This window comes from Rhodococcus sp. BS-15, assembly GCF_000813105.1.
Classification (GTDB): Bacteria; Actinomycetota; Actinomycetes; order Mycobacteriales; family Mycobacteriaceae; genus Rhodococcoides.
The window spans coordinates 1-4453 of the sequence record NZ_BAOX01000356.1 but is presented as its reverse complement, the minus strand read 5'-3'; the positions used below and the strand labels follow the sequence as shown (position 1 = coordinate 4453).

The 4453-nt window shown below is 65.7% G+C and carries 4 protein-coding genes; 1 reads left to right on the top strand and 3 read right to left on the bottom strand.

What is annotated here, in order from left to right; genetic code table 11:
* Positions 1 to 176 precede the first annotated feature (176 nt).
* From RHBS_RS24835 to RHBS_RS24825, 3 genes are all read right to left on the bottom strand, one after another.
* Positions 177 to 1124: an amino acid--[acyl-carrier-protein] ligase gene (locus RHBS_RS24835; RefSeq protein ID WP_128646741.1), complete on the bottom strand. Its 948-nt coding sequence runs from the start codon at positions 1122 to 1124 to the stop codon at positions 177 to 179.
* A 106-nt stretch (positions 1125 to 1230) separates the two neighbouring features.
* The gene (locus tag RHBS_RS24830; RefSeq protein WP_237669666.1) at positions 1231 to 2277 is read right to left on the bottom strand and encodes an acyl-CoA dehydrogenase family protein; all 1047 of its coding nucleotides are present in this window, start codon (positions 2275 to 2277) and stop codon (positions 1231 to 1233) included.
* A 4-nt stretch (positions 2278 to 2281) separates the two neighbouring features.
* Positions 2282 to 2539 carry an acyl carrier protein gene (locus RHBS_RS24825; RefSeq protein ID WP_032396368.1) on the bottom strand — a complete coding sequence of 86 codons (258 nt, stop codon included), beginning with the start codon at positions 2537 to 2539 and terminating at the stop codon, positions 2282 to 2284.
* 268 nt (positions 2540 to 2807) lie between these two features.
* On the opposite strand from RHBS_RS24825, the gene RHBS_RS24820 reads away from it, so the two are divergent.
* The gene (locus RHBS_RS24820; protein ID WP_128646739.1) at positions 2808 to 4229 is read left to right on the top strand and encodes a hypothetical protein; all 1422 of its coding nucleotides are present in this window, start codon (positions 2808 to 2810) and stop codon (positions 4227 to 4229) included.
* The last annotated feature ends 224 nt before the right edge of the window (positions 4230 to 4453 follow it).

The window sequence follows — 4453 nt, the reverse complement described above, 5'->3', positions numbered from 1 at the left end:
CGGCACATGGACGGTGCCGAACAGCGGCGCGTCGGACGGGCCGAACCACGTCGGGTACTTGCCGCCCGCCGTACGCGAAGAGGACTCGGCGGGAACTGAGCCGATGCGCCGGGGAGCGGTGCGGGAACTGTTCACAGATTTGGTCCTTCGTGTACACGCGGGTGAAGCGGTATCGATCAGTTGCGCAGTGCGGCAGGCCAGCTCGATCGATCGAGACCGTGGGTGCGGAGCATCGCCAGTGCGATGCGTTCCATGCCGAAACCGACGCATGCGCTGTGGGCGGGTTCGCCGTCGACGGTCTCGATGCCGAAGGTGTGCCCGAAGTGATCACGGTGGCAGTTGCACGAGACGACCGCGGTGCCCTCGTCGAGATCTCCGTAGAGCTTGACGACCAGTTCGGTCTTGAGGTTCTCGTTGCGCTGGTTCGCCGCGAGCATGCGTCCGGCGCGACCGAAGAAGGGGTCGTTGGCTATGACCGCCTCGGCTTCCAGTCCCAGATCTGCCAGTACCTGCAGGCCGCGCGGTACCCAGCGTTCGCGGTGCGCGATCGCATCGTCGGGGGTGCCCACTCGAACGAACTCGTGCATCCGAAATGCCTGCATCCGAGCCGGATCCACCGCGGGCTCGTGCCGGAAGCAGTAGCCGTAGATGTCCATCAGCGTGCCCTCTTCGGGCAGCGTGCCGGTGAGCATCGAGTAGGACGGATGGCAGGCAGCCGAGACCAGCATGGTGCCCGCGGACTGGAGGAAGTGATCCCAGTCCTTACCGTCGGAGCGCTCGGCCAACAATGCCGCGTGTTCTTTGTTGTCGCCCTCGAACGTGTTGATGGCACCGGTGAGGTTGGGGAACGACGCGATGTAGTCGGTGCGCTCGAACGCTTCCCGGGGGAAGACCGGAGCGAATCGGAACCTGGTGGCCTGACGACCGTGTTCGGCAACCCCGGCCTCGGTGACTCGGGCGTCGACGAACTCGATGATGTCCTCGAATTCGCCACTGCGCCCGTACAATCCGGGAATAGAGCTGGGTACCAGCAGACCGGCGTCGATGAGCTCGGCGCGGAATGCTGCTCGGGCGGAATCGAGTTCGCTGATCTCTGTCTCCGGTGCGGAGTGCGTAGTAGTCATCACTTGCCCTTGTAGACGAGGGAGAGCTGGGCGTTGTGCCCCAGGATGCGTTCGTTGCTGACCATGATCGCGGACCCGTGCGCATCACGAAGATGACGGCCGATGCTCATCTCGCCGCCCTGTCGGTAGCCGGAGATGCCACAGATCTGCAGTGCCCTGCCGACGATGTCGATGACGAGCGTCGACGCGGTGACCTTGACGTTGTTGATCTTGAGCGCGAACCGATGGCTCCGAGCTCGGCGGGGCTGTCGGCGACCGCCTCGAACTTGGCTGCGGCACCGAACACCGTGTCCACCAACTGCTCGTGCACCACCATCAGCTCCGCGAGACGCAGCGCGCTCGGCGGCGGCGTTCCCGGAGTCTTGCGTGCGGCCTTCTGTACCGACTTGCGGGCCTTGGTGACCGCCGCGTCGGCGATGCCGAGCCACGCAGATCCCCACAGCACGTGCGCCACCGGAAGCATGGTCTGAGCGGAGATGTCGCCGTAGTTGTCGCCCAGGATGTTCGACGTCGTCGTGCGCGCGTCCAGCATGAAGCCCGGGCTGCAGGTGCCACGGAAGCCGAGGGTGTCCCAGGTTCCGGTCTTGACGAGCGTCACGTCGGGCTTCTCGCACACCACGAGCACCTGATCGCTCGGCGGGCTGTCGACGCTGCGCCGCGCCGTCGCCAACACGATCTGTGCGTACTCGCCGTAGGAGATGACCGGTGCGTTCTTGCTGAGCGTGATCTGCTCGCCGTCGTACTCCACCGCGCAACTGCTCGAGCGGACGTCGCCGCCGATGTTGATCTCGGTGGTGGCGGACGCCACCAGTATGCGATCGGTCACGATGCGACGCTGCAGGTCTGCCATGGCGTCGGACTTGCCGTGGCGGACGATGCTGAGCACCTGCGACTGGTGCATCACGAAGATCATCGCCGTCGATGCGCACTCGGCACCGAGGGCACGCGAGATCCGGGCTATGTCGGTCAGTGTTGCCCCGCCTCCGCCGAACTCCCGCGGAATTCCGACCCCGAGCAGGCCGGCGTCGCGCAGCGCATCCACCGATTCGGTGGGAAAACGGGCATCGCGGTCGACCTCGTCGGCGTAGGTCCGCAGTACGGCCAGCACGTCGGTGATCGACTGGTCGATCGAGCTCTCGTAGACGGTGGTCATGGCCTCAGTCCGTCAGCTGGGCGATGGCCGCGGCGATCGCGTTGATGCTGCCGAAGGTCGACTTCTGCAGCATGGTGTCGGGGAATTCGACGTCGAACTCGTCCTCGAGCGCGATCATCACGTTGACGCTGGCGTGCGAGGTGAGGCCGCTGTCGTAGAGATCGGCAGCTTCGTCGATGCCCTCCACGGGGACCGGCAGCTTTCCGAATTTCTCCAGAACGGTTCGCACTCGAACCACGTCGTGAGCATTGAGCGTCTGCATCGAAACCTCCACCGATCGCGTTAACCACGAGACCGGACGGCCTCGTCGTCGACTCAGGGTCGGCTGGCTGTGCGCCTTTTCGACCCAAAGTCTCCCCAGACCCTCTTAAACAATATCGTAGATTGTTTAGTAGCGTTACCGGGATGCCCGCATCGGGCATCTCGACCGCCGTACACTTCGAGTGGAGCGGGGGCTCGTACGAGCGCCGGATCGGGCGTCGAAACACAATCTGCGAAGGACTGTCTGGTCGATGGGTGGAGTCTGCGGGGTGTCAGTGGGTACCGGTGCCGTGCGCATCGCGTACATCGCCGACGGCCGCCGCGTCGAGGACTCCATCGACGCAGAGGGCGCACACGACCTGCTGCCCGGCAAGCTCGTCGACCTCGGGCCCTTCGAGGACATAGTTCTCGCCGGATGGGACACCGCAGCGGTGACGGCGCTGCTGGAGACCCTCGGCGACGGCACCGTGCCGAAGGCTCGCATGGTGGAGGAGTCCCGCGCCCTGCTCGCCTACGCCCGCACCGTTCCGGAACTGGCCGACAAGGACTACGTCCTGGTCGTGGACCTCGGCAAGAAGGGCCTCTCGGCCACTGCACTCGATGTTGCGGGCGAGTACGTCGAGTGGACCGCACGCACCGTCGACATCAGCGGCGACCGCTTCGACGAAGTGGTCCGAGGCATCGTCATGGCGAAGGGGATTCTGCCGGCTCCGGTCGGACCCGAGGGCGATCAGGAGTATCAGGCCTTCTTCCGTGAGCTCAAGGAGCTGGTGAGCTCGTCGGTGGGCGTCAGGGCACCCAACCGCGGCCCGATGTTGCTCAGCCGAAAGGAATTCGAGCGAGAGATCACCCCGCTCGTCTCCGATGCTTTGGACTGGGCCTCCAAGCAGGCGCCCGATGCAGTACTGCTGATCGGCGGCGGTGCAGGCATTCCCGCAGTACGCACCATCATCGAAGACAAGTGGAACGTTCCCGTCCACGTGCCCGATGCACCTGCGATGGCCATCGCCAAAGGCGCTGCACTCGACGAGAGACCCACCGAAGCCGCCCTCGACCTCGATGTGGGAATCATCACCGTCCCGGACGACGCGTCGGAACTGCTCGATGCACCCGAGATACTCGCCGCTCCCGACACACTCGATGCACCGGAGGCAACCGGCCTCGACACCGTCGAGGACTGGATGGTCGACGACCTGACCGTCGACCAACTCGCGACCGAGGATCTGACGATCCCGTCGACCACCTTCGAGACCGACCTCGTCGAACCCGCGCTGCTGCAGCCCGAGGTGCTCGAACCCGAGGTGCTCGAACCCGCGGTCCTCGAGCCTCAGGTACCCGAGCCCGGCGTCGTCGCCGAGCCGGTCCGCCGCGGCCCGCGCACCTGGTCGATTCGTGATGCTTCCGTGCTCGCTGCCGTGAGTCTGCTGGTCGTTGCCGTGGTGGGACTGGTGTTCACCCGGGGAAACACGCCGCCACCCACTCCGCTGATCGACCAGCAGGTTCCCTTCGATTCCACGTTCGCCGCGGCGCTTTCTGCCGCCGCGGGTCCGGCCGACGCGGCCGTTCCGGGTCCCGCCGAGTTGCCCGTCCTGGGGCCCGTTCGATTGTCCGACGCAGACCTGTACGAGCGTGCGTTCAGCTACGACGGCGAGTTGTACCAACCGGTCGTCGATTCGGAACTGCCGGAATAGACCGGAGGTCCGGTTCGCGCGGGCCGGCTAGGGAGCGGGACCGGTTCCCTCACGCCCGGGTGCGTCCACCTCGGGGCGCGCTCCCCGCCGATTCGGCCGAGCCGGTAGCCTGGCGCTCTGGACGAGCTGAACCGCGTCCGAAGACTTTTGCCGATCGAAGTGAGGCCGAACACCGTGACTGTGCTGCTTGGGGTGTCCATGGGGACCCGAGCCGTGCGCACGGC